The sequence below is a fragment of the Prosthecomicrobium pneumaticum genome (genome assembly GCF_014199915.1).
In the GTDB taxonomy this organism is placed as follows: Bacteria; Pseudomonadota; Alphaproteobacteria; order Rhizobiales; family Kaistiaceae; genus Prosthecomicrobium; species Prosthecomicrobium pneumaticum.
The window spans coordinates 61,075-86,782 of record NZ_JACHOO010000009.1 but is presented as its reverse complement, the minus strand read 5'-3'; the positions used below and the strand labels follow the sequence as shown (position 1 = coordinate 86,782).

Here is a 25,708-nt window from a genome sequence, read left to right as displayed (position 1 = left end):
TGATGATGGCGCGTGCCCGTCTCCAGGTGATGTCCCTTTCCGAGGCCGCGGCCGAACGTGTCCGCGAGATCATCGCCGATTCCGAACGGCCGATCGCCGGCTTGCGCGTCGGCGTGAAGAAGGGCGGCTGCGCCGGCATGGAATATACGATGGACATGGTCGAGGCCGCCGACCCCGCCGACGAGCGGGTGGCGGACAAGGGCGTCACCCTCTTCGTCGATCCGAAGGCGGTGCTCTTCCTGCTCGGCACGGTGATGGATTTCGAGACCACCAAGCTGCGTTCCGGCTTCGTCTTCCGCAATCCGAACGAGGTTTCGGCCTGCGGCTGCGGCGAATCGGTGCAGCTGAAGCCGGCCGACGCGCAGGCCTTCGCCTGACCGTGTCGGGTCTGTTCGAGCGGCTGAAGGGCGACGCGGCGGCCGCGTGGTCGGCTTATGTCGAGCACGATTTCGTGCGCGGCCTCGGCGACGGCACGCTGCCGGAGGCGGCCTTCCGGCACTATCTCGTTCAGGACTATCTGTTTCTGATCGAATTCGCCCGCGCCTATGCGCTCGGCGTGTCGAAGGCGCCGACGCTCGCCGATATGCGGAAATCGGCCGGCGCAATGACCGGCATTCTCGGCGAGATGAGCCTGCACATCCGGCTCTGCGCCGGCTGGGGCATCGACGCCGCGGCGCTCGAGGCCGCGCCGCCCGCCCGGGCGATGCTCGCCTACACATCCTTCGTGCTCGAGGCGGGCCGGCGGGGCGACTATCTCGACCTGATCGTCGCGCTTTCGCCCTGCGTCGTCGGCTATGCCGAGATCGGCACCCGCCTCGCCGCACGGCCGCACGGGCGCGACCCGGCGAACCCTTATGCGCCCTGGATCGCCGAATATGCCGGCGAAGCCTATCAGGCGCTCGCCGCCGAGGCGCGCGCCGAGCTCGACCGGATCGGCGCCGTCTATCTCACCGAGGCGCGCTATCCCCGCCTCGCGGCCCTCTTCGCGCAGGCGACCCGGCTCGAGGCCGATTTCTGGCAGATGGGCCTCGACCAGGCCGACTGACCGCGCCGCCGACGGTCGGGAGCAGTGGGCCGAGCACGGATGCCCCGACCGCCGATCACGGCCACCGACGGCGCGGCCATCCATTGACCGCGACCGACCGATTGATCGCGGATGCGGACCGATCCGTCCCCGGCGGGCGCTGCCTCTTGCCCCGGCGCGCGGTCTGTCGCATGGAAGGGGCCGAGGACAGGTGGCCGAGCGGTTTAAGGCAGCGGTCTTGAAAACCGCCGAGGGTGCGAGCCCTCCGTGGGTTCGAATCCCACCCTGTCCGCCATGCCTTTCCGACAAGGCATTGAAACCCCTCGGCTTTCGCCAACGGCGGATTTCACTTCCCCACTTCCCTCCCCACTCGGCGGCGATCTGCCCTCACTTCCAGGCGGCAGAGGGCACGCGGCAGGGACTACGGCCGCCCTTGCGGGAGGCGTCGCCCCTGCCGGCTGGATCACTGGTCGGCGCCCTTGGGCCGCGGCGCCGACGGGTGCGGTTCATGCTTCGCCCCGGATGCTGGCGAGCATCATCTCGGCGATGATCCGGCCGGAGCCGTCCCACCCGGCGTCCGCGCCGAAATACATCTCCGGGTCGCTCATGGCGTCCTGATCGGCAATGCCGTATCCCTCGCTTCCCTCGTCGCCGAGCTCGTCGTCTTCGTGTTCGGCCTCTTCCTCGCGATCGTCGCTCGCACTGCTGTAGCAGCCGGATGAGACCTCGCAGGCGGTTGCTGCGAGAAAGGGCTCGCGGTCCGGATCCCCATCAAGCGAATCGAGGAGAGCGAGGAGCCGCTCGATCTCGTCGGCGATGGTCGCCCGGAGGCGCCGGGCTTCGGCCGGATCGGCCGGAACCATGGCTTGCAGGTGGGGAGCGGCGACGGTCATGCGGCGCCCCTCAGGTATGAGGCGATGTTGGCGAGCGCGGCCGAGTCGAGCCCGTCGTCGAATGGCCAGTCAGCGACGAACTCGGCGAGGGCGAGCGCATCGTCCCGCGAGGTCGGCACCATGGATGCGAGATCGCGCTCGATCTCGGTCAACGGGCGGGACCACGTCGCCCATTCGGCCGAGTCGATATAGCCGTCCACGTCGAAGGGGTATGTCTGGTCGTGAGCATGCCATGCCGCGATGCGGGCGGCGATCGGACCGGAAGAAGCCGAGACGGTCATGCGAACCCCCGCGCATAGGCCGCAACCGCGGCGAACTTCGCAGGGTCCGGAACGGCGCCCTCGGCGCGGAACAGCGCCGTCATGAGGTTCGCGCGGGCGCGTGTCTCGGAATCGAGCGTCGCGCGCCATTCGCGGCCGGTCTCGCCATCGAGGTTCTTCGGGCGAAACCTCGCCACCCTCTGAAGGCTGAAGGACCATGCGACCCGCGCGGCCCTCACCTGCTCTTTCGGGGAGAGGCACCGCGTCGCCCCCTCGGCGAGAGGCACGGAGGCGGCGAGCGCGACGGGAAGGGCCGCGGCGCCGGCGAGGGCCGCGGGAAGCGCCAAGGCAGCGCGGCGGGTGACGGAAGGCGAGCCGGTAGCGGCTGCCGGGACGGAGTTGTTCGGCATGACGTGCTCCTGATCTTCGCAGAGAGGCCCAAGGGCGGCCGTTTCGCATCGGCCGGCATCCGAGAGCCGGGAAGGCGCGAACCGCCGCCGGCGGCCCGCGCTGTTGCGGCAATCGGCCTATGCGGCCTCGGCGATCCGCTCCGCCGCACCACCGGCGAGAACCGGGGCCGGATCGGACCGAACCGGAGCCGCCGAGCCGTCCAGGCCGAGCGACGCCTTCAGAAGCATCAGGGCAAGGGTCGCCGCATCCTCGGGACGACGGCGGGCGGGCGTGGTATGAGCAACGGTAGCCATGGTTCGATCCTCACTGATCGGGCTTCGGTTAGAGCCGGGAGCGAGGTTGCAGCCTTGCCCCGGCTTGTCTTTTACAATATCATCAATTCCTATGACGTCAATAGATGATATTGAAAAATCTCCGCGACGCGGGCGACCAGCGGTTCACGCCACTCCGATCATGCTGCGGCTGCCGCCTGATCTCGTGTCAGCCCTTGACCGCTTCATCGCTGAAGAGCGGCCCGGCGCCAGCCGGCCGGAGGCGCTTCGCGGGGCGTTCCGCGCTTGGTTGACCGAGCGCGGCTATCTCCGCCGGGAGCCGGCCGAGGGCATTCCGCCGGACCGGCTGACCTCCGAGAACGACGGCTGAGACCGAGGCCGGCCGGCGAGCGTCCGCGCCAGGTCGACAGGTGCGCCGACGCGGTGCATCCTCCCCCGGTCCAGGGGGGGCGGATCATGCGTTGTGCGCTCGTCGTCATCGCCGTTGCCGGCGCCGTGCTCGCCGGCTGCAATCCCTTCGAACCGAAGATGATCGGCTTTTGCGAATCCGTGTTGAAGGAGCGCCTTCGCTCGCCGTCGACCTACCGCCGCATCGCCGCCACGAAGCGCGCCGAGCCCCTCACCACGGACGAATGGCTTGCACGGCGCGCCAAGAGCAACCCGAAACAGCGGGCCACGGACGAGATCGTCGCCCGCGTCCGGCAGAGCGCCGGCGCCTCTCCCGCGCTGATCAAGGTCACGCTCGAATATGACGCGGCGAACGCCTTCGGCACGCCGCTGCGAGGCTTCGCCCTCTGCGAATATCTCTCCGATGACGGCAAGGACCCGACGGGCGCATGGGCCGTCACGGTCGACGGCGAGACCGACACGGACTTCCTGATCCGCCAACTCCGGGAGGCGCGGCCGTGAGACCGTCCCTTTTTCAGGACGGGAAATAGCCCTCGCGGCGCCGGGGGGGGCGAAATGGCGGGAACGCTCGCCTTCTTTGATATCCATTGATACTTTTTCAAACGGCCGCCCTGCCTCACCCCCTCGCCACTGCGGACGAAGGCGTCCCGACACCACCGGGGCGGCATGGGGGCGGCTCGGCTGACCACCACCGGCAACCATGGGTGTCACGCCTATGGATGCGGCCCATTCGAAGGCATGCGCGTGACACACATGCCTTCCGCCCGGACAGCATTGTGCTTTGCCCTACGGGGCGAGCCGCGCGTTCCTCGTCCGGACCTTCTGCAACCGATCGGCGAGCCGGGCGGGCATGCTGCCAGGTGCCTTTCGCTGCCGATCGTAGCGCTCGAGAATGGCGAGCTCGTCGGCGAATTGCTTGCGGCGCCTATAGAGGATCGCAAGCCGCCAATAGGGCGCGGGCGCCACGCCCCATTGCATCCGTTCGTCCGTCTGCTCTGTGAGATCGCATTCGCCGAGCAACAGCCGGATCGAACCGTCGATGTCGCCGGCCGCCTCGATGGTGCGGATCCTCGCCCAGAAGTCGCCGATGCGCTGCGCTTCAAGCGATAGATCGCGCCCGGCGCGCTCGCTCATCTTCCCCCAGAAGGAATCCACCATGTGCCCCCACCGCGCTCGTTCCCGCGGCATGGTGCGACGGCGCGGCGCGCGTGGCGAGAGGTTCCGCTGGGGCGGGTCTGTTCCCGGTCCGCTTCAGACCGAGGGGCCGGGCGCCGGCGGGGGTTCGGGCGCCGGCTCTTCCGCGGGCGCCTGAGACGGGTTCGCCCGGCGCCCGGGCCACGTCCGCTGCAGATAGTCCCAGCCCTTGAGTTGCCCCTGCACGAGTTGCACATCGCCCTCCACCTCGATCAGGTAGAGGTTGCGCGCGGTGTAGAAGGCGGCCGGCGTGCCGGTCGGCTCGTGCGGCGTCACGGTCAGGTCGAAATCCGCCGAGGACAGCAGTTCGAGCGTCACACGCGCCGGGCTGGTCAGGCCGCGCACCACTTCGCCTATCCGCCGGTCGATGTTCGGAACGGAAAGCTGCGCCGTCGGCGGCTGGTCGTCATCGGAGAGCAGCGCCGCCTCGAAGGGCATTGCCGTCCACGTCACCCCGTCGCGGATCATGTCGACCGTGTTGAGGACGAGCCGCACGGGCTCGGCGAGGTTCGGGTGATCGATCGTGAGGAACACGAGGTTGGCGTCGCCCGAGGCACGGCTTTCGAGCGCACGCCGCAACGAAGCGGAGAGAGCGCGCGGCATCAGGGCAGCCGCCGCAGTTCAAGCGCAACGTCATATAGGCCAAAGCCCCGCTCGCTTTCGGATGGGGGGGCGTCGATTCGCCAGCGATATACAACCCCAGTTCGTGGGTGCTCCCAGTAGAAAGGGGTTGCTCCATCATTAATGTCATCAGAGAAAAAAGAATAGAAGCTTTCTATTTGTGCGTCTGTCATTACGAATACTGCTGAGACGCGAGAACCGGCCGCGGTGAACCGCCTTCGGGAGAACCCAGCCCCAACTTCAGGCTGGAAGCGAACAAGATTGTCATCTCGCTCTTCGCGCCAAGTGTCCCCGTCAGGTTTCTGGGGCAAGTCGCTAGGCCAAGTAGGCATCAGGTCACCACGATCCGGTTCGCGCGCTGGCCATAGCGGGCGCGCATCGGTCCATCCGTCGCACCGTTGCTCAACTGCCTGTTGATCCGCTGATCGACGAGCTTGACCAGCACATCGGTGCCCCCGCTGTTGTTGCGGCTCTGCCGCGTGCTATCCACCGCGGTTCCAGCGGGCGCATCGACCGTGATATTGACGACGGCCGGTGCCGCGGCATTAGGCGAGCTGATTGTCGCTGGTGCGTGCCGAGCGCCATCGGCGACATAGCCGCCGGCGGCATAGCCGGAGAGCCCGCCGCGGGCAGCGGCCCGGAGGCGATCAAGCGCCCCGATGCCGAGACGGTCGACCGATGCGGCGTCGAAGACATACTCCCCCGCGTGCACGATGCCGGCCGGCTCGTTCCGGCCGCCGGCGCCGGTATAGCCGCCGGAGGCGAACAGCCCGCCCGTCGCCCCTCCGCCGAACAACCCGCCGAACAGCGCCGAGAGAAGCCCGCCGGAGCCGCCGGAGGCCTTCGACGTGCCGAACAGCCCGGCAAGCGGTCCCGAGCCCAGAAGGCTCGCCTGAAGCGCCGCATCCGCGATCGAGAGGGCGAGGCGCGAAAACACCTCGTTCAGCGAATCGCCCTTGAGGATCAGGCCCGACAGCGCGTCATAGGTCGCGCCGGCGAAGAAGTCCGATGCGGCCGCCGCGGCCTTCGCCTGTTGCTGTAGATCGTAGAGCGCGCCGGCCGATGCCATGATCGACACCGCCTGTCGGTCAAAGGTCTTCAACCCGGCCCGCTGCACCGCGTCCAACTGCGCTTGCTCGCGCGCCGTCAGGCCGAGGGCCGCGGTCTGCCGCGCCAGCGCGTCGGTCACGTCCTCGATGCGCTTCCGGGCCGCCTCGGCCGCGTTGGTCGCCGTCTTCGTCGGCACGCCGTAATCGGAACGGAGGTCGTTCGCCGGATTGGACTTGGGCACCCCGCCCGTATCCGCCATGCGCTGCCCGGCTTCGCGATCGAGGAAGGCGAGCCAGGACGCTTCGACCGATGCGCGTTCCCCCGCCGACTTCGCCGAGGCGATGCCGGACCGATAGGCTTCCTCGGCTCGCGCGCGAACGGTCGGCGCGATCCGGAGGAGGTCGTTCAGCCGGTCAATCGCGCCCGCCGTCTCGTTCGCGAGCGAGCGGGCGCCGGACGCCACCGAGTCGAAGAAGCCTTGGAGCGCGTCCCGGCGGCTCGCAACGTCCCGCGCGGCCCGCGCGGTCTCGAACATCTGGTTCGCGACGTCGCGCAAAGCCGTGTTCGCCGGATCGGCATCGGCGATCTCGGCAATCGCCCTCACGAAGCCCTCGATATCCGGCCGTCCCGCCGCGGCCTGCTCGCGAAGGCGCTGAATCGCCGCCTCGAAGGGCGCGAACTCCTCGGCGACCCGAAGCCGGCTCTTCCCCGTCCAGCCGAGGGCTTCCAAGGTGCCGAAGCCGTTTGCCAGGTCACTGGCGAGCGTCCCGATCTGGTTGCGGAGGGCTTCGATCTGCGCCGAGGCCGCGACCCGCAATTCGGCGGCCGATTTCGTCGCATAGCCGTCGATGCCGTCCGCCGCATCGCCCCAGGCGGCTTGGATGTCCTTCACCAGCGCCGCGTGGCGCTTGAGTTGCGTTTCGATGTCGTCCGCCTGATCGCCGAAGGACGAGAAGGCATAGGCCGCGGCATAGCCGGCCGCCGTGACGGCAGCGAGAAAGATCGTTGTCGGGTTGACAAGCTCCGCGATCGACGCGCCGACGGCCGGAATGATCGAGCCGAGCCCTCGCGAGCCGAGGATCGCGCCGACGGTCGTGCCCTGCTGCGCCAGAATGAGAAACGGGCTTTGCCCACCGGCGAGCGAGACGCCGATATCGGTCAGCTGTGCGCCGAGATTGGTGATCTCGTGCGCCGCGAGACCGGCCGGCTTCTCGATCTTGGCCACCGTGCTGCCAACGTCCCGCAGGGCAACGGCTGTTCGGCTCACGGCGGGAACCGCCGTTGCCGAGGCCCGGCCAAGGGCGACGAGGCCCGCTTCGACCCGCCCGAGACCGGCGCCGAGCGGAGACACCGCCCGCTCCACATCACGGACGGCACGCTCGATCGCGGCGAGCCCGGTCATCAGCCGGTCCGTCGCGGTGCGCATGCCCGTCGTCGTCCGCGTCGTCTTCTCGGCCGCGTCCGTCAGCTTGTCGAGATCCGCCGCGGCCGCCTTGACGGATGCCGTCTTCACCTCGATCGCAAGTTGGGCGATGTCGACCACGGGCGGTCCTCGGCTTCGAGAGGATGGCGGCCCCAGCCCGAAGAGCCGGGGCCGCCGAGGCGCCGCGCAGAAGGGTGACGCGGCTGGCAAAGGGTTGTGGGGGCGGGCGACGACTCCCGCCTCGCACGTGCGCGGGACCAGGACGGGCCCACGACTTCGGGGGGTTTTCCCGCACACCCCCCGCTGGTGCGCCCGATCCGAGCCGAGAAGATCGGATCGGGAGGGAGATCAGGCCGCTCGGTCGTAGAGCCTGCGGCCGGCGGGCGTGGCGAGCACGGCCTCGGTTGCCTCGTGCAGCGGGACGTTGCGGGCGCGCGCGTAGTTCTCGATTTCGAGATCGAGCGCCCGCTTCGCGAGAGCCGCCTCACGGGCCGCCGCCGGGATCGGAGCCGCAGCCGCCTCGGCGCGCCGTTCGACCTCATACGCGTCATAGGCGCGCCGGCCCTCGGGCGTGTCGAGCACTCCGGCATAGGCCTTGGCATAGGGCGCGCCGGTGCGCGCCTGCTCGGCCTTCGCGAGCCGCTCGATCTCGCCGAGTGCGTGCATTTTCCGAAAGGATGTGGCCATTTCCGGGTCTCCGATCGTGTCAGGGCAGGTTGTCGGACGCCGCGAAGGTCGCGCCGCGAAATTCGACGGTCGAAGCCGGGGAGACGCTTTCGCGGGCGAGCGCGGCGCCGAGACGGGTATCGACTCGGCCGAGCTTGTGATTGGTCCACCGGACGGCAAGCGCTGCCGATCCGCCCGCGGCGAGCCAGGCGCCGAGGGCGCTTTCGAACGTGCTCCACGCGCTATCGACGGCAGCCGCTTCGCTCGATCTTGCCATGTCGTTCTCCTCAGGCCGCCGCGGCCGGTTCGATGGCGGGCGGGCGAAGGCCCATCAGGATTTCACGATCCGACCCCGCGAGAGGTCCGGCATGGCTCTTCGCATCGGGGATCTCGCACCACCCGGCGAGCGGCGCCAGCGCACCGGCGATCCGCACGCCGCGCTGAAGGCGATCGAGCGGATAGTTGGTTTGGGCTCGGGTTCGGACGATCTCGTCGAGGAGGGCGCCGCGTTCCTTCAGCCGCTCCGCAAGCCGGCCGATCAGGCCGTCGATATCCGTGTCCGCGTCCAGAACCTGCCGGGCGAGGCCGCGGGCGCGATCGAGGGCGGCATCCGCTCGCGCCGCGGCGAGGTTCCGGCGGGCGAGCGCGGCGCGATGCTCGGCCTCGGCGATCGCCGCGGCGAGGTCTTCGCTGTCGAGAGCGCTGTTCGCGAGCACATCATTGATGGTCGCGAGCCGCGCCGCTGCTGTCTGGTCGCCGGTCTTCGCCGCGTAGCTGATTGCCGCCCGCTCCTCGCCGAGGGCGTCGATTTCGGTCTCGGCCTCGGCCTTGCGCCGGCTGAGGTCGCCGAGCGTCCGCTCGGCCTCGGCGAAGGCAGCGGCCGCCGCGGCGACGATCGGCGATTCGCGATACTCGGTGAGCAGTGCCCGCGCGCCGCGCCGGATGCGCTCGGCGGCGGCAAGGGCCGCGGCCGTCCGCCCGTCCGCGGCAACGGCGCGCTCAAGCTCGCCGGGAATCTGCATCAGCCGCACTTCGGCCCGCCGTCGCTCCTCCTCCAGCGCTTCGCGCGGCGGCCGGTAGACCAGGCCGATGCGCTGCGCGGGACCGATGGTGAGGGTGTCTTCGATGCGCTCGCGCTCGGCCCGCAGCGCGACGAGCGCCTCGGCGGCGGCCGATCGCGCGGCCGTGGCATCGGCGACGGCGCGCTCGGCGCTTGCGAGATCGGCCTCGGCCGCGGCGATCGCGCGGGCGGCAGGCGTCGGGAGGGGTTCGGCCGAGGTCACGCGGCGGCCCGCCGGTTCGGCCACACGCGCGAGACCGGCACGCCGCGACTCCTCAGACGTTCGAACGCCGCTTCCAGCGCGAACTCGGCGGGCGTCGCACCGGTCCGATCGCAGGCCTTCTGCAGTTCGGTCCGGAAGTCGGCATCGACGCGAACCTCGCCAAGAGCGAGCGGGGCGGACGGCATGAAAGACCTCCATTGCTTATGGAAATCACCATGCCTGCCCGACCTGAACCGATCATCTGGATCGGTTCGGGCGTGTTCGGGCGCCCGCGTGCCGCACCGCCTATGGCGTTTTAGGGCGTGATGCCGACGTGCTCGAAATACCGCGCGACGACAGGATCCGAGCGATCACCGGCGCGAAGCTTCGCCAGCGCGAGCATATCGCCGTGCGCGACCATTTCGAGCCCAACGCGGTTGATCGAAAGGCGCCCGCGCGGCCCGACTTGGGCGCCGATTCCGAACCGCCGGCCCCAAGCCCGAATGGTCTTTTCGTCTCGGCCGACAAGGTGGGCAGCGACCTTCACGCTCACGGTTTCGCCGCGCTTGCTGAGAATCGGCTCGATCATCGCGAGGCCACCAGCCGAAGAAGGGCCCGCCGGGCCGCCGGAGAGGGCCGCACGGGCTCGGCGACAGGCTCCGCAGGACCGGCAGCCTCGGCAGGCGCGGACGGTGCCTCGGCGACGATCTGCGGGGCGGAAGGGCAGCCGGCGCGATACCAGGCGCTGCGACTCATGCCCAAGTCCGCCCAAGGCTGCCGTCGTTCAGCGCTCGTCTCGCGCGGGACCGCTCCGGCCGCGAGCCGGCGACGACGCGCCCGTTCCCGCTCCGCCGCGCGGCGTTCCTCGTCGGTCTTCATCGCGCGTCCTCCCGGCGAAGCTCGGCGATGATCGCGCGCCGGAGCGCCTCGATCTGGTCGTGGATGCGGTCCTCGGGGACGCCGAGCACCTGAAGCCGTCCGAACCGGCGGTTCGCTTCGGTCCGCCAATATTTCTGCCAGCGCTCCACCGGGTGCGCTCGCATCCACCGGGCGATCCGGCGAATCTCGGTCGCCTCGCGATCGAACGGAAATACGACGATCTCGCGCCGTGGCGCGGCCGGCGCCTCGGCCACCGGCGCCGGCGCTGCGGGCACATCGAATGCGATTTCAAGCTGCATCTTCGACCTCCGGTCCGGTTTCGTTCGCTTCGGCTTCGTGTGGCATTGCCATTCCCAAGGGGCGTCGCCCCTTTGACCCTGATCGGGGGCGAGGCCCCCGAACCCCGCCACCGCCGGCTTCGCCGTCGGCGCGCTGTCCCATCCGCTCGGCCTCAGGGCGGCTTTCGAACAGGGCTTGAGAGGCGTTCCCTCCTCTCCTCTCGCTATCCCTTGGCACAGGGATGGCGCTTATAAGCGCAGGCATCTTCCCGGAGGGAAGATCAACTCGCGACATCTCTGTGCCACGGCGCCGATACCACGTTCGCCGTGAGACACCTTCGGCCAACCACGGCTTCGAGGCCGAGAGCGATTCGGCCGAGATTTCTGCCAAGGTCCGACGTCCGTCGGCCCGTCGCTTCGCGGCCTTCCTCTCCCGGTCCGCCGCGGCTTTCTTCGCCTTCGCCAGCGCGAGCCGTTCGGCCTTCGGCACGTCGCATGCGCCGATGGTGCGCAGGCCGAGGCGCGTCCGGATCTCAAGCGTCACGCCGAGGAGCCGCGCCGCGGCATCGGCCTTGAGCATCCGCTTCCGGCCGGCCGCGTCCCGCTCGATCGCGGCGATCTCCTCCGGCGCGATCCACGGCGCCCAACGGGCGCACCAGCCGGAAAGCCAGCCCGAACCGGGACGGCAGAGAGCCGCGGCTCGCACCAGGCCGAGCGCGGCCGGACGGTCGTCCGTGTCCTCAGGGTCCGGAATGATCCGGCCGAACCGGTCCGCGAGCACCTTCTCGACTTCCCGCATGCGCAAGTCCTCGATCGTGAACCGCCTTCCCTCGCCCCGCCGCGTCTCGGCCGCCTCGGCGAGCACGGCGCGCCCGATGACAAGCTGCCGATCACCCTCGGCCGTGAATCTCCGCCTCGCCCTCATGACGTCACCATCGGAAAACGGTGGACGCTTGGGATTGAACAATCGTGCCCCGCGAGGTAGCTATCGTTCGTCCAGAACGAGCCTATCCTCATGCCGCGCCACCAGCCGCGAACTGGTGGCGCGGTTTCCCTTTTGATCATCCGCCCACCCTCGCCCCCGGCAGGGCCGCAAGCCAGGCCCGCGCGTCCTCCGCCCTGATCAGAACCCTCCGGCCAGCCTTCACCGCACGAAGGCGCCCCGCGACCATCTCGCGATGCGCCGTCATCCGCGAAACGGAATGACGATCGCAAAACTCCCGCAACGTCATGGCCGCGGCCGCGTCCTGCTGGACCGACCCGATACCCTCACTTCCCATTCGCACCTCCAAAACGAAAAGGCCGCGCAAGCGCCTCCCGCTTCCACGGGAAGGTTGCGCGGCCCCTTGGCCAATATGTCGAGCGCCTGCTCGTCGAATCGAAACAGTCACCGTCTATCAATCTACTTCCCAAACCGGCAGCGCGCAAGCAACCAGATACAACTGGGTATGTTCAGATACGGTCGGATACAGACGGCGCCGAGGCAACGAACGCGGCCCAATCGTCCATCAGCTGCCGGCGCCGCTCCAAGGCGTCGCCGCGGCGATAGGCGCGCTCGGTCGCGTCACCGACGACATGGGCGAGCGCGGCCTCCGCCACCTCCCGCGCGTGCTCGGTCGCCTCGCCGGCCCAATCGCGAAAGGCCGAGCGGAAGCCGTGCACGGTCGCGGCCGAACCGGTCCGCCGCAACGCCATCGAGAGCGCCATTTGCGACAGCGGCGCATCGGGCTTGGCGCCCGGGAAGACGAACTGTGACCGGCGCACCGTGGCCGCCTCGGCGATGATCTGCAGGGCCGGCGCCGTGAGCGGAACCCGGTGCGCCCGTCCCGCCTTCATCCGCGCGGCCGGAATCGTCCACACATCGCCCTCGATCTCGTCGAAGGTCGCGAGCCGCACCTCACTGGTGCGGGCCGCCGTCAGAAGGAGGAACCGAAGCGCGGCGGCCGCAGTGGCGTCCGCGGCCGCGAGCATCGCATAGAGCGCGGGCACCTCGCGGAACGGCACGGCCGCGTGATGACCGCGAGTGAGCTTCCGACGGGGCGGCAGGGCGTGCGCCAGATGACCGCGCCATCGCGCCGGATTGGCGCCCGATCGCCAGCCCCGGAGAGCGGCGAAATCGAGCACGCGCTCGATCCGTCCGCGAACGCGGCTCGCGGTCTCGGGTAACTGGCTCCACATGGCTTCGAGCACGACGAGAACGTCGTCCACATCGATCTGATCGATCGGCCGGCTTCGCAGCGCCATGCAATGGCCGCCATCGGCGAATGCGCCGGTCTCGTCCCGCGCGATCGACAGCGTCGTTCGCCATTGCGCGACGTGCTTCTGGTTGCACCAGCCCGGCGCGTTCGCATCGACGAACGCCTCGGCGACCTCCCCGAAGGTCCGCACCGCGGCCCGGTCTCGCTCGGCGATCGGATCACGCCCGGCGGCGACCAGGCGCCGGCAGTCCAGGGCCAATTCCCGAGCCCGTGCGAGCCCGACAGCCGGATAGGCGCCAAGACCCATCTCACGGCGCTTCCCGGCAACCGTCCCCATGAAGACCCAGCTTTTCGAGCCTGAGGGGGAGACCGAAAGGTAGAGGTTCCCGCCGTCCGACAGCCGGCCCGGCTTGCGGGCCGCGCGGACCCGAGCATCCGTCAGCTTCGAGGTCGTCCGCGCCATGTCGCCCCCACTTTCTTCCCCACTTCGAAAGTGGGATAATGGGATACAACGAGATACAATGGAAGACGTCCAGGTATTGTAACCCTTTGTTAACCCGTGCATTCAGAGACGACGGGGGACAACGGGATACATCACTTCGACGGACACCCTGTCCGCCATTTAGTCCCAAAGTGGGCAGTGCTCGTTGAGGCATTCATCCCGGAAGCGGCCGTTCAGGCTCTCGACGAAGCCATTCTGGGTGGGCTTGCCCGGTGTGGATTCCTCCGTGTAGCGTTCCATCGCTTTCGCCAAGGTGTATCACCGGCTTTTGCGCGGTCGACGTCGCCAGGCTTTGCGAGCTCGGCCTCGCGCCTCTTCATCCAGGCCGCCGCGGCCGGCCGCCTGTCAAAAGTCTCCGTCTCGTGATATGTCGCGCCATCTCGCATGACGCGCAGCCGCACCATGTAGCCAACGCTGCCATCCCTGCGTTTGCGTGCGATGAGCGTGCCCATGTCCGCTTCCTCATTTGTCACATGGGAATCCTACTTGGCACATTGTGGCAAATGCAGCCCCCAAATCGGCGGATTTGGCAGAAAACGAGCGTAAACGAGACGGAGAATTTAGGAGAGTATCGCGGTGGAAAGCCCTGAAGACAAACAAAAAGCTAGATATTTCAAGGCTCCCGTTTTTGCCGTCGCCCCGATGCTCGATTGGACCGACCGGCATTGCCGGTTTTTCCATCGGAAGCTCACGCACCGCGCGCTCCTCTACACCGAGATGGTCGTCGCCGACGCCGTCCTCCACGGCGACCGGGCGAAGCTGCTCGGTTTCGATGCCATCGAGCACCCGGTCGCGCTGCAACTGGGCGGCTCCGATCCCGGCAAGCTCGCCCGCGCGGCACGGATCGGGGCGGAGTTCGGCTATGACGAAATCAATCTGAACGTCGGCTGCCCCTCTGACCGGGTGCAGTCCGGCACCTTCGGCGCCTGTCTGATGCGCACGCCCGCGGTCGTCGCGGACTGCGTCGCGGCGATGAAGGCGGCGGTCGACATCCCCGTGACGGTCAAGTGCCGGATCGGCGTCGACGAGCAGGATCCGGAGATCGCGCTCGACGCGCTCGCCGACGCGGTGCTCGCGGCCGGGACCGATGCGCTGTGGGTGCACGCCCGCAAGGCCTGGCTCGAGGGGCTGTCGCCGAAGGAGAACCGCGAGATCCCGCCGCTCGACTACGATCGGGTCTACCGGCTGAAGGCGCGGCTGCCGGGCGTCTTCGTCGGGCTGAACGGCGGCATCCGGACGCTCGACGCGGCGCTCGACGCGCTCGGCCATGTCGCTGGCGTGATGGTCGGCCGCGCCGCCTATCAGGAGCCGGCGCTGCTCGCCGCCGTCGATCGGCGGATCTATGGGGCGGCGGTCCAGGACCCCGACCCGCGGGCCGTCGCCGAATCGATGATCCCCTATGTCGAGGCCGAGCGGCGCGCAGGGGTCCCCGCGGCGCGCATCCTCAAGCACATGATCGGCCTCTTTCACGGCCGGCCGGGCGCCCGGCGCTGGCGGCAGATCCTGACGGTCGAAGGCGCCCGGCACGGGGCGGGAGCCGAGGTTCTGCGCGCCGCGCTCGACGTCGTGCTCGCGGCGGAGCGGCAGGCGGAGGCGGCGGAGTAGGGACTTTTCGCCGGGGCGAAGCTGTTGCGTCGAAAGGGCACTGTTCCTTTCGGCGTCATGCCTGTAAGAAGGGCTCCGCCCCTTCCATTGCATACAATATCCTCATGACAATTCGCGGCTACGCACTCGACGGCTTCCTCCTCGCGCTCGTGCTCGCCGTCGCGGCGGCCATCGTCTGGCCCTGGCCCGGCGCCAGCGGCGACAAGGGCGGCCTCCTCCATATCGACCTCGTCGCCACCTATGGCGTCGCGGTCATCTTCTTCCTCTACGGCTTGACGCTCGCACCCGAGCGGATGCGGCAGGGCATCGGCCACTGGCGGCTGCACATCCTCGTCCAGCTCTCGACCTTCGTGCTCTTCCCGGCCGTCGTGCTGGCGATTCTGGCGGTCGTCGGCCGCTATCTGCCCGACACGGTCGGCACCGGCTTCTTCTATCTCGCCGCGCTCCCCTCGACGGTCTCGTCCTCGATCGCCATGACCTCGCTCGCCCGCGGCAACGTCCCGGCGGCGATCTTCAACGCGACGCTGTCGAGCCTGATCGGCGTGTTCGCGACACCGGCGCTGATGGCCTGGTACACCTCGTCGACGGGCGAGGGCCTGCCGCTCCTGCCGGTGATCGGCAAGGTGATGCTGCTCGTGCTCGTCCCGATCGTCATCGGCCAGATCGCCCGGCACTGGCTGTCCGGCTGGGCGACCCGCCACATCAAGTGGATCCGGCTCGCCGACCGGGCGATCATTCTCGCCATCGTCTACAACACCTTCTGCGATTCGATGGTCGAGGGGATCTGGACCTCGCAGAAGCCCACCCTGATCATCGAGATCCTGGTCGGCGTGATCGCGCTGTTCTTCCTCGTCTACTGGCTGATGCAGATTCCCTGCCGGCTGCTCGGCTTCAGCCGGGCGGATACGGTCGCCTGCACCTTCTGCGCCTCGAAGAAGTCGCTCGCCACGGGCGCGCCGCTCGCCACCGTGATGTTCGGCGGCTCTCCCGAGCTCGGCCTGATCCTCGCGCCGATCATGCTCTACCATTTCAGCCAGCTGGTGATCGTCGGCTTCATCGCCAACCATCAGGCGCGGCTCGCCGCGCTCGAGCCGGCCGAGTGATGCCGCCCGTCGCCGAGCTCGCCGGGCTGGTCGTCGCGCTGCTCGCCACCGGCGTGGTGGCGGGGCTGCTCGCCGGCGTGTTCGGCATTGGCGGCGGCGCGGTGATCGTGCCGGTGCTCTATCAGTTCCTGCTGCTCCTCGGCATCGACCACGATCTCGTCATGCAGATCGCGGTGGGATCCTCGCTCGGCGTCATCGTGCCGACCTCGATCCGATCCTTCCTCGCGCACCGCGCCCATGGCGCGGTCGACGAGGCGCTGCTCAAGGAATGGCTCCTGCCAGTGCCGCTCGGCGCCATCGCGGCGGGCTTCCTGATCGCCATCATCTCGGGCGAGGCGCTGCGGATCGTCTTCGTCGTGCTCGCCACGCTGATGGCGCTGCGGCTTCTGTTCGGCCGGCAGAGCTGGCGGCTCGGCGCCGACCTGCCGGGCCGGACGGTGCGGGTCGTCGTCGGCTTCCTGATCGGCCTCTTCTCGACGCTGATGGGGGTGGGCGGCGGCGTCTTCAACAACGCCTTCATGACGCTCTACGGCCGCTCGATGCATCAGGCGGTCGCCACTTCGGCCGGCGTCGGCGTTCTGATCGCCATTCCCGGCGTGCTCGGCACGATCTGGGCCGGCTGGGGCCGCGCCGGCCTGCCGCCCTTGTCGCTCGGCTTCGTCAACCTCCTCGCCGTCCTGCTTCTCATTCCGGTCACCATGGCGATGGCGCCGATCGGCGCCCGGCTCGCCCACCGCACGAGCCGCCGACGGCTGGAGATCGGCTTCGGCCTGTTCCTGCTCGTCGTTGCGCTCCGCTTCCTCGTCAGCCTCGTCTGAGGGTCAGGCGTTCCGATCGGACCCTCGGCGAGCGCGATCTGCGCCTCGGCGAGGCGGAGATCGCCGGGCGTCGCGATCGTGATGTCGGTCGCCCCGCCGGGCACGAACCGGGTGCGCACGCCACCGCGCGCGAGCACGTCGAGCAGGCTCGGATCGCCAATTCGCGCCGCCACCCGCGGCATAGCCGGCGAGCGCGGCGTCGCGGGCGAAGACGACCGGCTCCTGGCCCCCATCGGGTCGGCCGGCGCGTGCAGGCGGTTCCGTTTTTAAGTCCGACGCAGAAGTTTAGCCATCCGCGTTCTGGCCGCTCACGCCGCGCCGGCCGGGGCGGTCCGCTCGGCGAGGCGGGCGATCACCATGCGGCGTTCCTCGTCGCTCATCCGGCTCCATCCGGCGATCTCCTCGATCGTGCGGCCGCAGCCGGCGCAAAGGCCGGTCGCGCGGTCGAGCGCGCAAAGGCGGATGCAGGGGCTCGCGACCATCAGTCGAAGGCGAGGAGGAGGGTGAGGAAGACGATGAGCGCGATCTGCTGCGCGGCGCCGAGCGTGTCCCCGGTGCGGCCGCCGATCTGCGCTTCGGCGAGCCGGGCGAAGCCGAGCATGGCGAGCACGACGCCCAACAGTCCGACCAGCGCGCCGATCGGGCCGACGGCGAAGGTGCCGAAGGCGAAGCCGATCCCGCTTGCGAGCACGAGGGCCCCGTTCCGCGCCGTCTCGTCGGGCTCGCCGGCCGTGGTCGAAAGCCCGGGCCGGGCAGCCGGCAGCGCCTGCCAAACGGCGACCATCGCGCCGCGCGAAACGGCCTCTGCCGCGACGAGCGCGAAGACGACGGAGAGCGCGCTGTCGGCGCCGAGGCCGGCGATCAGCCCGGCGCGCAACAGGATCGCGAGCATCAGCGCCGTGGCGCCATAGGTGCCGATGCGGCTGTCCCGCATGATGGCGAGCTTCGCCTCGGCCGTCGTGCCGCCGCCGAAGCCGTCCGCCGTATCGGCGAGGCCGTCCTCGTGCAGCGCGCCGGTGAGCGCGGCCGCGACCGCGATCGCCGCGCCGGCGGCGACGAGCGGCGGCAAGGTCAGCACCGCGGCGAGTGCGTAGACGAGGGCGCCGGCGAGGCCGATCAGCGCGCCCGCCGCCGGGAAGGCGCGCGCCGCGCTGCTGACCGGGACGGCGGGCTCGCCCGTGAAGCCGAACCAGCGCGGCGGCACGCGGGTGAGAAAGCCGAGCGCCGCCTTCAGCTCCGCGATCAGATCGGCGCGGTCGTCGAGGAAGCGGTCGGTCATGGTCGGATCATCCCTCCGGAGCGGAATCGGGCGCGCTTGCCGCAGCGCACCGTTCGCTTATAGAACGCCCGGCGCCCCCGCCGGAAGCCCGCCGGCCGGCGCGGCAATCCGAGGTGCATCATGGCCCGCTCGCTCTCCGGTCTTCCCTTCGACGACATCCGTGCGCTGATCGAGGAGATGCCGGGGCCCGACGCGGCGGCCGTGGCCGCGGTCGCGGCGCGCGATGCGGAGCTCACCAAGCCGCCCGGCTCGCTCGGCCGGCTGGAGGAGATCGCCGCCTGGCTCGCCGCATGGCAGGGCCGGCCGCGCCCGGCGGTGACCCGGCCGCTGGTCGCGATCTTCGCCGGCAATCACGGCGTCGCGGCGCGCGGCGTCTCGGCCTTCCCGGTCGCCGTGACGCGGCAGATGGTGGAGAATTTCGCCGCCGGCGGCGCGGCGATCAACCAGATCTGCATCGCCTATGATCTCGGCCTCAAGGTGTTCGATCTCGCCCTCGACCATCCGACCGGCGACATCACGATCGAGCCGGCGCTCGACGAGGCGGGCTGCGCCGCGACCATCGCTTTCGGCATGGAGGCGACGGCGGGCGGCATCGATCTGCTCGCGCTCGGCGAGATGGGGATCGGCAATACGACGGTGGCGGCCGCGGTCGCCGCCGGCCTTTTCGGCGGCACGGGCGCCGATTGGGTCGGCCCCGGCACGGGCGTCGATGCCGAGGGGCTGGCACGCAAGGCCGCGGCGGTCGATGCCGCGCTCGCCCGCCATGCCGGCCACCTCGGCGATCCGCTCGAAGTGCTGCGCCGGCTGGGCGGGCGCGAGCTCGCCGCGATCGCCGGCGCGATCCTCGCCGCCCGGATGAGCCGCATCCCGGTCGTGCTCGACGGCTATGTCGTCACGGCTGCGGCCGCGGTGCTCTTCAAGGCCGAACCGACGGCGCTCGATCACTGCCTGTTCGGCCATCTCTCCGCCGAGCCGGCGCATGCGAAGCTGCTCGCCGCGATGGGCAAGCGGCCGCTGCTCGATCTCGGCATGCGGCTCGGCGAGGGAACCGGCGCCGCGCTCGCCGCCGGCCTCGTCAAGGCGGCGGCGCAGGTCCATTCCGGCATGGCGACGTTCGCGCAGGCGGGGGTCGCGACCAAGGGGTAATCCTCGGGCGAGCGCCGAGGAGCGGGCTTGCGGAAAGAATTTTTTTCTCTTACTGGGTTGAGAAGGCGAGGTTCTTAGAACACGATACTCAAGACGGCGGGTGCGCGCATGATCGACCGGCTCGATCGCAAGATCCTTCAGATCCTTCAGGAGGACGCCACCATTCCGGTCGCCGAGATCGGGCGGCGGGTCGGCCTGTCGACCACGCCGTGCTGGCGGCGGATCCAGAAGCTCGAGGAGGACGGTGTGATCGTGCGCCGCACGGCGCTGCTCGACCCCAAGAAGGTGAACGCCAAGGTGACCGTGTTCGTCTCGATCACGACGAGCCAGCACAACGAGGAATGGCTGAAGCGCTTCGCCGAGGTGATCCGCGATTTCCCCGAGGTGGTCGAGTTCTACCGGATGAGCGGCCAGGTCGACTATCTGCTGCGCGTCGTCGTGCCGGACATCGAGGCCTATGACGCCTTCTACAAGCGCCTGATCGCGAAAATCGACATCGCCGACGTCTCGTCGGCTTTCGCGATGGAGCAGATCAAGTATACGACGCAGCTGCCGCTCGCCTACATTCCGCTCGAGAAGGACAAGGTGGTCTGAGCGGGACCGCCGGCCCGAGGAAACGACACCCATGACGCTCGCCTATGGGAAGCAGGTCACCGGCCTGCGCGCCGCCGGCGCCTCCGACGACGGTCGCCACGTGCAGTTCGAGATCGCCGAGAAGGGCGGCCAGGTGAACCGCTTCATCGCCGAGACCGGCGTGCTCAACAAGATCGTCTGGGGTCTGCAGGCTGCCGGCGAACTGGCGCGCAAGGCGCGTACCGGCCCGGCCGCCGAGGCGATGCGGGTCGAGATCCGCAATTTCGAGATCGGCGAGGCGAGCGCGCCCGGCGGCGACACCAAGGTGTTTCTCCGCCTCGATCTCGGCGGCCTCCTCGGCAACGCGCTGCTGACCCCGGAGCAGGCGAAGGCGATCGCCGGCGCACTCACCGACGCCGCCGACAAGGCTGAGGCCGAGCAGCGCGGCACCGCGCAGTAGAGCCGCGGAGCCGACAGGCCCGGGTCCGACGCGTTCGTGGTTGAAGCGGATCGGGGGCGCCCGGCGCAGGAGTCCTCCAGGCGGCCCGGCGAGAAGCCGGAGCCGTCAGGACGCCGGGGAGCGGGGATCCCGTTCCGACGTGAGCACGCGCCGCGGACTATTTCGTTTCCAGCCGGGCGATCAGGCTCGACGTGTCCCAGCGGCTGCCGCCCATCGCCTGGACGTCGGCGTAGAACTGGTCGACCAGCGCGGTGACCGGCAGCTTGGCGCCGGTGCGGCGGGCGAAGTCGAGGCAGATGCCGAGATCCTTGCGCATCCAGTCGACCGCGAAGCCGAAGCCGAACTCGCCGGCCGCCATCGTCTTCCAGCGGTTCTCCATCTGCCAGCTCTGCGCGGCACCCTTCGAGATCGCGCCGATCACCGTCTCGATGTCGAGCCCGGCGCGCTGGCCGAAATGGATCGATTCGGCGAGGCCCTGGACGAGGCCGGCGATGCAGATCTGGTTCATCATCTTGGCGATCTGCCCGGCGCCGGCCGGGCCGATCAGCACGACCATGCGCGCGAAGGCGTCGATCACCGGCTTCGCCCGGTCGAAGGCCGCTTCCTCGCCGCCCACCATGACGGTGAGCACGCCGTTCTCGGCGCCGGCCTGGCCGCCCGAGACCGGCGCATCGAGGAAGGCGAAGCCGGCGTCGGCGGCTGCCGCGGCCAGCTCGCGCGCCACGTCCGCCGAGGCCGTCGTGTGGTCGATGAAGACCGCGCCCTTCTCCATGCCGGAGAAGGCGCCATCGGCGCCGATCGTCACCTGACGCAGGTCGTCGTCATTGCCGACGCAGGCGAAGACGAAGTCGGCACCTTTCGCGGCCTCGGCCGGTGTGGCGGCGGCCCGCCCGCCATGCCGGGCGACGAAGGCTTCGGCCTTGGCGGCGGTGCGGTTGTAGACCGCGATGGCGTGGCCGCCCTTCTCGACGAGGTGACGGGCCATCGGAAAGCCCATGACGCCGAGACCGATGAACGCGACGTTCGCCATTACCCTTCTCCCTTCCGGATGCGGCGGCCACCGGTGCGGCCGGCCCGGCCGATCTCTTAGGCCGAGCGGCGCGGCTTGAAAACCGCTCCGGGGGAAAGGGTCAGGCGCCGCCCGGGCGAAGATGCCGCGTCATGCGCCGTTCCAGCCGGTCCCAGACCCGGCGCAGCGTCTCGACCACGGCGAGATAGAGAACGGCGGCCCAGAGATAGACCTGGAAATCGAAGGAGCGGGCATAGGCGAGCCGCGTCGCGCCCATCAGGTCGAAGACGGTGACGATCGCCGCCACCGCCGAGCCCTTCACCATCAGGATGATCTCGTTGCCGAAGGGGCGCAGCGCGACGACGAGGGCCTGCGGCAGCACGATGTGGCGGAAGATCCGCCAGCGCGACAGGCCGAGGGCCATCCCTGCCTCGACCTGACCGGTCGGCACGGCGGCGAGCGCACCGCGCAGGATCTCCGCCTGATAGGCCGCCGTGTTGAGCGTGAAGGTGAGGGCGCAGCAGAAGAAGGCATCGCGGAACAGCCACCACAGGCCGACCGCCTGCAGCTCGGGCCGGAACTGGCCGGCGCCGTAATAGACGAGGAAGGTCTGCGCGAGCAGCGGGGTGCCGCGGAAGAAATAGGAATAGCCGAACGACGCCCAGCGGATCGGCGCGATGGGGCTCTTCCGCGCGAAGGCGAGCGGGAAGGCGAGGAGCGCGCCGATCGCCACCGAGAGGGCGACGAGCTGAAGCGTCACCCACAGCCCGGACAGCAGGCGCGGGCCGTAGCGGGCGAGCAGATCGAGGTCGATCAGGCTCATGCCCGCCCCCGCACGCCGCGATTGGCCCAGCGCTCGACCGCGTTGATGCCGAAGGAGGAGACGATCGACATGACGAGATAGAGGCCGCAGGCGACGGCATAGAAGAAGAAGGGCTCCTTCGTCGCGCCGACCGCGATGTTGGTGCGGCGCAGGAGATCGGACAGCGCGATCACCGAGACGAGCGAGGTGTCCTTGAGGAGCACCAGCCAGAGATTGGCGAGGCCGGGCAGAGCGAGGCGGATCAGCTGCGGCAGGATGACGAGCCGCATCGTCGCGATCGGCCGAAGCCCGAGCGCGGCCGCCGCCTCCCACTGGCCGCGGCCGATGCCGCGGAAGGCGCCGAGGAAGACCTCGCTCGAATAGGCCGCGAAGACGAGGCCGAGCGCGATCATGCCGGCGACGAAGCCGTTCACCTCGACGGTCGCGCCGTCGAAGACGAGGCCGACCAGGCGCTGCAGCAGGATCTGGCCGCCGAAATAGACGAGGAAGATGGTGAGCAGTTCCGGCAGACCGCGGAAGACGGTGGTGAAGGTGTTGCCGAGGACCACCAGAGCCGGGCGTTCGCTGCGCTTGGCGAGCGCGACGAAGAAGCCGAGCACGATGCCGAAGGGCAGGGTGGCGAGGGCGAGCCGGATCGTCAGCCAGGCGCCGGCCGCGAGTTCGTCGCCCCAGCCGTCCGGGCCGAAGCGCAAGAGACTAAGCAACTCCACGCGGCCCGATCCCCCAGGACACGACGATGCCGGCGCGACCGGACGATCGCGAGGCGCCGGGCCGGCCCGGCGCCTCGTCCGGCATCAGTTCGCCGGCCAGATCGAGAAGTTGAAATACTTCGCGTTGATCTTGTCGTAGGTGCCGTCGGCCTTGATCTCTTCGATGGCCTTCGAGATCGCGTCGCGCAGCTCGGTGTCTTCCTTGCGGACGCCCGCGCCGACGCCACCGCCGATCGGGATGTCGTTGCCGACCACTTCGCAGCAGGCGCCGGCCTCGGTCTTCACCCAGTCCATGCCGACGAGCTTGTCGACGAACAGCGCATCGATGCGGCCGGAGGTGAGGTCGAGATTGACCTCTTCCTGGGTCGGATAGAGCTTGAGGTCGAAGCCCTTGTAGGTTTCTTCGAGATAGCCCGCCTGGATGGTCGAGGACTGGGCGCCGAGCGTCTTGCCGGCAAGGGCTTCCGGCGAGACATCGGTGATGCCCGAGCCCTTCGCCGCGAAGAAGGCGGACGGCGTGTTGTAATAGGGGCGGGAGAAGTCGATCACCTGCTTGCGCTCGTCGGTGATCGACATCGAGGCGAAGATCGCATCGTATTTGCCGGCCTGCAGCGCCGGGATGATGCCGTCCCAATCCTGCGCCACGAAGGTGCAGGTCACCTTCATCTTCTCGCAGACGGCCTTGGCGATGTCGATGTCGAAGCCCTGCAGCTCGTTGTTCGAATCGAAGAAGTTGAACGGCGCATAGGCGCCCTCCGTGCCGATCCGCACGGTCTTCTCCTGTGCGGTGGCGAGGCTGCCCGCGGCCAACAAGGCCAGGGCCGCCGCCGCCACGCTCTTCGCGATGCGCATGATATGATCCTCTGTCCCAAGGGCGGGGAACGTTTCTCGGCCGCCCCTCCTGCGGCAACATCTTCCCATTAATTTCCCGTCCGATGCAACTCTGCTGCGAGGTCGCGGCCGTGATCAGGAGGAAAGCACGCTCCGCGCTGCGGCGAGGTCGTCGGGCGTATTGAGGTTCAGGAAGGGATCGACCGGGAAAGCCGCGAAATCGGCATGGCCGAGGACGAGGCGCTCGAGGAAACCGATGATCGAACGGCGTGGCGTCGCGTCGAGATGCGCGGCGAGCCGCCCGCCGAGCGCCGGACGATAGAGCGCCACGGTCGGGTGGGATGCGCCGGCGGAGCGGGCGACGACCGCCTCCGTCTCCGGGAGGGCCGCCGCGCGAAGCCGGCCGACCAGATCCGCCGGCAGCAGCGGCGCATCGGTCGGTACCGTGAGCAGCCAGTCCGCGCCGGAAGCGGCGGCGAAGGCGAGGCCGGAGACGAGGCCGGCGAGCGGCCCCGCCATGTCGGCCGGATCGGCGAGCTGCGGCAGACCGAAAGCCTCGAAGCGGGCGTCGCTCTGTCGCACGGCGAGCGCCAGCCGGTCGACCTGCGGCCGGATCCGCTCGACCACATGGGCGAGCAGCGGCCGGCCCGCGAGGGCGACGAAGGGCTTGTCGCCGCCGATCCGGCGGCCTTCGCCGCCGGCGAGCACGATGCCCGCGATCATCGCCCCAGCCGGCCGAGCGCCATCATCAGCCCGCCCGCGACGAGGCCCCAGAAGGCGGAGCCGATGCCGAAGAAGCTGAGCCCGGAAGCGGCGGTGACGAAGGTGACGAGCGCAGCGTCGCGGTCGGCCGGGTTCTCGAGCGCACCCGCCATCGCGGCCGCGAAGGCGGAGAGGAGGGCGAGGCCGGCCGCCGCCTGGATCAGTACGGGCGGGGCGATCGCGAAGAGGAGCGCCGCGAAGGTCGCCGCGAAGCCGAGCAGGATGTAGCTGCTGCCCGAGGCGATGACGGCGACCCAGCGGCGGCGCGGATCGGGATGCGCCTCCGGTCCGGCGCAGAGCGCCGCGGTGATCGCCGACATGTTGAGCGTGTGGCCGCCGAGAAGGGCGGTGACGACGCTGCCGAGGCCGGTCGAGACGAAGATCGCGCGGACCGGAGGCAGATAGCCGTTCACCCGCATCACCGCGAGGCCGGGAATGTTCTGTGAGGCCATGGTGACGAGGAAGAGCGGCACCGCGAGCGAGATGAAGGTGGCGATCGAGAAGGTCGGCGCGACGAAGGTGATGTCGGGCCAGAGATGGTCGATCCGCCCGGCGAGCGGCGGACCCGACCAGGCGATGACGAGGATCGCGACGAGCACGGCGGCCGGCACGGCATAGAGCCGCTTGAAGCGGGCGACGAGCGCCCAGACGATCACCACCGGCAGGGCGAGCGCGGGCTCGGTCGCCACCGCCTTCGCCGGGGCGAGGCAGAGGCCGAGCAGGAGGCCGGCGAGCATCGCATTGGCGAGCACCGGCGGGATCGAGGCGACGAGCCGGCCGAACGGCTTGACGAGGCCGGCGAGCACGACGAGGAGGGCGGCGCCGATGAAGGCACCGGCTGCGGCGGAATAGCCGCCGGCGATGAGACCGGTCGAGGCGAAGAGCACCGAGCCGGGCGTCGACCAGGCGATCGAGATCGGCATGCGATAGGCGAGCGTCAGGCCGATGCCGATCGCGCCCATCGCGACGCAGATGGCGAAGAGGCCCGAAGCGGCCTGTTCCGGCGTCGCGCCGATCGCGACAAAGCCCTGCAGCACGACGGTGAAGGTACTCGAGAAACCGACGACGGAGGCGATCACGCCCATCATCAGGGGATGGCCGATGCCGACGCGCGGATGGCCGGCGGCGGAGCCCGGCGTTGCGGCCGGGGCCTGTCCCTCACGGCCGCCCGGCCCGGCGACGCTCCCCGACGAGATGGCCATGATCGGCATTCCCTTGCTGATGACGGGGTGGATTGTTAGATTGGAT

32 protein-coding genes, 1 tRNA gene and 1 pseudogene are annotated in these 25,708 nt (G+C 69.6%); 11 read left to right on the top strand and 23 right to left on the bottom strand.

The features are described 5' to 3' along the window. Positions 1-2: 2 nt before the first annotated feature. The 3 genes from sufA to GGQ63_RS18410 all read left to right on the top strand — a co-directional run bounded on the left by sufA (position 3) and on the right by GGQ63_RS18410 (position 1,319). Complete coding sequence (gene sufA, locus GGQ63_RS18420) at positions 3-377, top strand: Fe-S cluster assembly scaffold SufA (protein ID WP_425502092.1); 375 nt, start codon at positions 3-5, stop codon at positions 375-377. 2 nt (positions 378-379) lie between these two features. After that, on the top strand, positions 380-1,045 hold the full coding sequence (gene tenA / locus GGQ63_RS18415; RefSeq protein ID WP_183858077.1) for a thiaminase II: 666 nt from the start codon (positions 380-382) through the stop codon (positions 1,043-1,045). Between the two features lie 184 nt (positions 1,046-1,229). Continuing rightward, a tRNA-Ser gene (locus GGQ63_RS18410) sits at positions 1,230-1,319 on the top strand. 211 nt (positions 1,320-1,530) lie between these two features. On the opposite strand, the gene GGQ63_RS18405 is transcribed toward GGQ63_RS18410, so the two are convergent. The 4 genes from GGQ63_RS18405 to GGQ63_RS18390 form a co-directional block, all read right to left on the bottom strand. Next, positions 1,531-1,917, bottom strand: coding sequence for a hypothetical protein (locus tag GGQ63_RS18405; RefSeq protein ID WP_183858076.1), 387 nt, complete (start codon positions 1,915-1,917; stop codon positions 1,531-1,533). Next, complete coding sequence (locus GGQ63_RS18400; protein WP_183858075.1) at positions 1,914-2,198, bottom strand: hypothetical protein; 285 nt, start codon at positions 2,196-2,198, stop codon at positions 1,914-1,916. The genes GGQ63_RS18405 and GGQ63_RS18400 overlap by 4 nt, the downstream gene beginning before the upstream one ends. Then, on the bottom strand, positions 2,195-2,587 hold the full coding sequence (locus GGQ63_RS18395) for a hypothetical protein (RefSeq protein WP_183858074.1): 393 nt from the start codon (positions 2,585-2,587) through the stop codon (positions 2,195-2,197). The genes GGQ63_RS18400 and GGQ63_RS18395 overlap by 4 nt, the downstream gene beginning before the upstream one ends. Positions 2,588-2,704: 117 nt before the next feature. After that, positions 2,705-2,881, bottom strand: a complete 177-nt coding sequence (locus tag GGQ63_RS18390) for a hypothetical protein (protein WP_183858073.1) — start codon at positions 2,879-2,881, stop codon at positions 2,705-2,707. A 160-nt stretch (positions 2,882-3,041) separates the two neighbouring features. Between GGQ63_RS18390 and GGQ63_RS18385 the strand changes: the two genes are divergently transcribed. Next, the gene (locus GGQ63_RS18385; protein ID WP_183858072.1) at positions 3,042-3,230 is read left to right on the top strand and encodes a ribbon-helix-helix domain-containing protein; all 189 of its coding nucleotides are present in this window, start codon (positions 3,042-3,044) and stop codon (positions 3,228-3,230) included. Between the two features lie 86 nt (positions 3,231-3,316). Continuing rightward, positions 3,317-3,769: a hypothetical protein gene (locus GGQ63_RS18380; protein ID WP_183858071.1), complete on the top strand. Its 453-nt coding sequence runs from the start codon at positions 3,317-3,319 to the stop codon at positions 3,767-3,769. Between the two features lie 285 nt (positions 3,770-4,054). Here the strand turns inward: GGQ63_RS18380 and GGQ63_RS18375 are convergent, their stop codons facing one another. The 11 genes and pseudogenes from GGQ63_RS18375 to GGQ63_RS18325 form a co-directional block, all read right to left on the bottom strand. Further along, positions 4,055-4,402, bottom strand: coding sequence for a hypothetical protein (locus tag GGQ63_RS18375; protein ID WP_183858070.1), 348 nt, complete (start codon positions 4,400-4,402; stop codon positions 4,055-4,057). A 117-nt stretch (positions 4,403-4,519) separates the two neighbouring features. Continuing rightward, positions 4,520-5,065, bottom strand: a complete 546-nt coding sequence (locus GGQ63_RS18370; RefSeq protein WP_183858069.1) for a DUF1833 family protein — start codon at positions 5,063-5,065, stop codon at positions 4,520-4,522. A 349-nt stretch (positions 5,066-5,414) separates the two neighbouring features. Further along, positions 5,415-7,535, bottom strand: a complete 2,121-nt coding sequence (locus GGQ63_RS18365; RefSeq protein WP_183858068.1) for a phage tail length tape measure family protein — start codon at positions 7,533-7,535, stop codon at positions 5,415-5,417. 369 nt (positions 7,536-7,904) lie between these two features. Next, a complete protein-coding gene (locus GGQ63_RS18360; protein ID WP_183858067.1) occupies positions 7,905-8,243 on the bottom strand; it encodes a hypothetical protein in 339 nt (112 codons plus the stop codon). Between the two features lie 19 nt (positions 8,244-8,262). Then, complete coding sequence (locus GGQ63_RS18355) at positions 8,263-8,499, bottom strand: hypothetical protein (protein WP_183858066.1); 237 nt, start codon at positions 8,497-8,499, stop codon at positions 8,263-8,265. A gap of 10 nt (positions 8,500-8,509) precedes the next feature. After that, the gene (locus GGQ63_RS18350) at positions 8,510-9,703 is read right to left on the bottom strand and encodes a hypothetical protein (protein ID WP_183858065.1); all 1,194 of its coding nucleotides are present in this window, start codon (positions 9,701-9,703) and stop codon (positions 8,510-8,512) included. Between the two features lie 97 nt (positions 9,704-9,800). Further along, positions 9,801-10,073, bottom strand: a complete 273-nt coding sequence (locus GGQ63_RS18345) for a hypothetical protein (RefSeq protein ID WP_183858064.1) — start codon at positions 10,071-10,073, stop codon at positions 9,801-9,803. Between the two features lie 286 nt (positions 10,074-10,359). Then, entirely contained in the window at positions 10,360-10,662 is a 303-nt protein-coding gene (locus GGQ63_RS18340) for a DUF6074 family protein (RefSeq protein WP_183858063.1), read from the bottom strand. Next, positions 10,652-11,608, bottom strand: coding sequence for a hypothetical protein (locus GGQ63_RS18335; protein ID WP_183858062.1), 957 nt, complete (start codon positions 11,606-11,608; stop codon positions 10,652-10,654). The genes GGQ63_RS18340 and GGQ63_RS18335 overlap by 11 nt, the downstream gene beginning before the upstream one ends. Positions 11,609-12,093: 485 nt before the next feature. Beyond that, on the bottom strand, positions 12,094-13,404 hold the full coding sequence (locus GGQ63_RS18330; RefSeq protein WP_343061202.1) for a tyrosine-type recombinase/integrase: 1,311 nt from the start codon (positions 13,402-13,404) through the stop codon (positions 12,094-12,096). A gap of 75 nt (positions 13,405-13,479) precedes the next feature. Further along, positions 13,480-13,554 (bottom strand): annotated as a pseudogene (locus GGQ63_RS18325) (integrase core domain-containing protein); the annotation flags it as partial. 363 nt (positions 13,555-13,917) lie between these two features. On the opposite strand from GGQ63_RS18325, the gene dusA reads away from it, so the two are divergent. From dusA to GGQ63_RS18310, 3 genes are all read left to right on the top strand, one after another. After that, positions 13,918-14,946, top strand: coding sequence for a tRNA dihydrouridine(20/20a) synthase DusA (gene dusA / locus GGQ63_RS18320; RefSeq protein ID WP_183858061.1), 1,029 nt, complete (start codon positions 13,918-13,920; stop codon positions 14,944-14,946). 104 nt (positions 14,947-15,050) lie between these two features. Continuing rightward, entirely contained in the window at positions 15,051-16,049 is a 999-nt protein-coding gene (locus tag GGQ63_RS18315) for a bile acid:sodium symporter family protein (protein WP_183858060.1), read from the top strand. Further along, complete coding sequence (locus GGQ63_RS18310) at positions 16,049-16,867, top strand: sulfite exporter TauE/SafE family protein (RefSeq protein WP_183858164.1); 819 nt, start codon at positions 16,049-16,051, stop codon at positions 16,865-16,867. Before GGQ63_RS18315 ends, GGQ63_RS18310 begins: the two co-directional genes overlap by 1 nt. Before the next feature lie 308 nt (positions 16,868-17,175). Here the strand turns inward: GGQ63_RS18310 and GGQ63_RS18305 are convergent, their stop codons facing one another. Both GGQ63_RS18305 and GGQ63_RS18300 read right to left on the bottom strand, forming a co-directional pair. Then, entirely contained in the window at positions 17,176-17,349 is a 174-nt protein-coding gene (locus GGQ63_RS18305) for a DUF1289 domain-containing protein (RefSeq protein ID WP_183858059.1), read from the bottom strand. Continuing rightward, positions 17,349-18,146, bottom strand: a complete 798-nt coding sequence (locus GGQ63_RS18300) for an adenosylcobinamide-GDP ribazoletransferase (protein WP_183858058.1) — start codon at positions 18,144-18,146, stop codon at positions 17,349-17,351. Before GGQ63_RS18300 ends, GGQ63_RS18305 begins: the two co-directional genes overlap by 1 nt. A 120-nt stretch (positions 18,147-18,266) precedes the next feature. On the opposite strand from GGQ63_RS18300, the gene cobT reads away from it, so the two are divergent. From cobT to GGQ63_RS18285, 3 genes are all read left to right on the top strand, one after another. Further along, on the top strand, positions 18,267-19,292 hold the full coding sequence (gene cobT, locus GGQ63_RS18295; RefSeq protein WP_183858057.1) for a nicotinate-nucleotide--dimethylbenzimidazole phosphoribosyltransferase: 1,026 nt from the start codon (positions 18,267-18,269) through the stop codon (positions 19,290-19,292). 111 nt (positions 19,293-19,403) lie between these two features. Continuing rightward, positions 19,404-19,886 (top strand): Lrp/AsnC family transcriptional regulator, encoded by a 483-nt coding sequence (locus GGQ63_RS18290; protein WP_484573314.1) that lies wholly within the window; start codon positions 19,404-19,406, stop codon positions 19,884-19,886. Between the two features lie 31 nt (positions 19,887-19,917). Further along, on the top strand, positions 19,918-20,325 hold the full coding sequence (locus tag GGQ63_RS18285; protein ID WP_183858055.1) for a hypothetical protein: 408 nt from the start codon (positions 19,918-19,920) through the stop codon (positions 20,323-20,325). A 157-nt stretch (positions 20,326-20,482) separates the two neighbouring features. Here the strand turns inward: GGQ63_RS18285 and GGQ63_RS18280 are convergent, their stop codons facing one another. The 6 genes from GGQ63_RS18280 to GGQ63_RS18255 form a co-directional block, all read right to left on the bottom strand. Continuing rightward, complete coding sequence (locus GGQ63_RS18280) at positions 20,483-21,355, bottom strand: NAD(P)-dependent oxidoreductase (RefSeq protein ID WP_183858054.1); 873 nt, start codon at positions 21,353-21,355, stop codon at positions 20,483-20,485. Between the two features lie 100 nt (positions 21,356-21,455). Then, on the bottom strand, positions 21,456-22,157 hold the full coding sequence (locus GGQ63_RS18275; protein WP_183858053.1) for an ABC transporter permease: 702 nt from the start codon (positions 22,155-22,157) through the stop codon (positions 21,456-21,458). Continuing rightward, positions 22,154-22,867, bottom strand: a complete 714-nt coding sequence (locus GGQ63_RS18270) for an ABC transporter permease subunit (RefSeq protein ID WP_183858052.1) — start codon at positions 22,865-22,867, stop codon at positions 22,154-22,156. The genes GGQ63_RS18275 and GGQ63_RS18270 overlap by 4 nt, the downstream gene beginning before the upstream one ends. An 84-nt stretch (positions 22,868-22,951) precedes the next feature. Further along, the gene (locus GGQ63_RS18265) at positions 22,952-23,719 is read right to left on the bottom strand and encodes an ABC transporter substrate-binding protein (protein WP_183858051.1); all 768 of its coding nucleotides are present in this window, start codon (positions 23,717-23,719) and stop codon (positions 22,952-22,954) included. A gap of 114 nt (positions 23,720-23,833) precedes the next feature. Next, on the bottom strand, positions 23,834-24,421 hold the full coding sequence (gene mobA / locus GGQ63_RS18260) for a molybdenum cofactor guanylyltransferase MobA (RefSeq protein ID WP_210308579.1): 588 nt from the start codon (positions 24,419-24,421) through the stop codon (positions 23,834-23,836). Continuing rightward, a complete protein-coding gene (locus GGQ63_RS18255) occupies positions 24,418-25,548 on the bottom strand; it encodes a benzoate/H(+) symporter BenE family transporter (RefSeq protein ID WP_183858162.1) in 1,131 nt (376 codons plus the stop codon). Before GGQ63_RS18255 ends, mobA begins: the two co-directional genes overlap by 4 nt. Between the last annotated feature and the right edge of the window lie 160 nt (positions 25,549-25,708).